Source organism: Streptomyces sp. MB09-02B, assembly GCF_033794485.1.
Taxonomy (GTDB): Bacteria; Actinomycetota; Actinomycetes; order Streptomycetales; family Streptomycetaceae; genus Streptomyces.
The window spans coordinates 1-1641 of the sequence record NZ_JARGEE010000817.1 but is presented as its reverse complement, the minus strand read 5'-3'; the positions used below and the strand labels follow the sequence as shown (position 1 = coordinate 1641).

Genomic DNA, 1641 nt, shown 5'->3' with positions numbered 1-1641 from the left:
CCGCCCCCCACGCCCCCTAGGCGGAGCCACGCGCCGACAACGGCTCCGCGATGTCCTCCAGCGACCGCCGTTCCGCCCGCACCGCGAGGAACGCCGCCACCAGCCCCGCCGCGCACATCAGCCCCGCGCCGATCTGGAAGGCGAGGACCGTGTCGGAGACGACGCCGGACTCCGTCAGCTCGGCGAAGATCAGCGGTCCGCTGATACCGCCGGCGGCCGTGCCGAGGGCGTAGAAGAAGGCGATGGCCATGGCCCTGGTCTCCATGGGGAAGACCTCGGAGACGGTGAGATAGGCGCTGCTCGCCCCGGCCGACGCGAAGAACAGCACCACGCACCAGCAGGCCGTCAGGGTCACCTCGTCGAGCGAACCCCGGTCGAACAGCCAGGCCGTGCCGAAGAGCAGCACGCCGGAGAGCAGATACGTACCCGAGATCATGATCCGGCGGCCGACCGTGTCGAACAGCTTGCCGAGCAGCAGCGGGCCCATGAAGTTTCCGGCGGCGATGAAGGCGAAGTAGTAGCCGGTGTCGGAGGTCGGGACGTCGTAGAACGTGGTGAGGATCGCGCCGAAGCCGAAGGTGATCGCGTTGTAGAGGAACGCCTGTCCGATGAAGAGGGAGAAGCCGAGGACGGCGCGGCGGCGGTAGCGGGAGAAGACCGTACGGGCGATCAGGCCGAAGCCGACGCTGCCCCGCTGATGGATGGTCATCTCCCGGTCGGCGGGCGGCAGCGGGCGCCCCTTCTCCTCCTCGACCTGTTCCTCCACCTCCGCCACCAGACGTTCGGCCTCCTGTTCCCGGCCGTGGATCAGCAGCCAGCGGGGGCTCTCGGGGACGTTCCGGCGCACCAGCAGGATCACCAGGCCCAGCACCACACCGAGGGCGAAGGTCAGCCGCCAGCCGACGTTCGCCGGGAACAGGTCGGTGTTCAGGGCGACGATCGACAGCAGCGACCCGCCGATCGCGCCGAGCCAGAAGCTGCCGTTGATGACGATGTCGACGCGGCCCCGGTACTTGGACGGGATCAGCTCGTCGATCGCGGAGTTGATGGCCGCGTACTCGCCGCCGATGCCGAAGCCGGTGAGGAAGCGGAAGAGGAAGAACCACCAGGTGGAGAAGGAGACGGCGGTCAGCGCGGTCGCCGCCAGATAGACCACCAGCGTCACCATGAACAGCTTCTTGCGGCCGAACCGGTCGGTCATGTGGCCGAAGAAAAGGGCGCCCGCACAGGCGCCGGCGACATACAGGGCGGCCGCTATGCCCGTGACCTGCGCGGACGAGATCGGCAGCCCGCTGCCCTCCTCGGAGAGCCGACCCGCGATGTTGCCGACGACGGTCACTTCCAGACCGTCGAGGATCCACACGGTGCCGAGGCCGATCACGATCGTCCAGTGCCAGCGCGACCAGGGCAGACGGTCCAGGCGCGCCGGTACGGCGGTGGTGATCACACCCGGTGACTTCGGGGCTGTGACGGACATGGGCGGGGGCTCCCTCCACTTCGAGCGAACCCGACCCGAGTGCCCTCCCGAGCAGCGATCACGCCCGGCCGCCGCCACGGCACCCCGAAAGACACCGGAACGGCACGCGAACGGCATCCGGACAGCCCCGAACGGCCTACGCCCCCCGGCTCTAAAAAACATCT

1 protein-coding gene is annotated in these 1641 nt (G+C 68.9%); it reads right to left on the bottom strand.

Translation table 11 applies throughout. From position 1 onward, the window contains the following. Positions 1-16: 16 nt before the first annotated feature. Positions 17-1477 (bottom strand): MFS transporter, encoded by a 1461-nt coding sequence (locus tag P1P70_RS44325; RefSeq protein ID WP_319248122.1) that lies wholly within the window; start codon positions 1475-1477, stop codon positions 17-19. Positions 1478-1641: the final 164 nt, after the last annotated feature.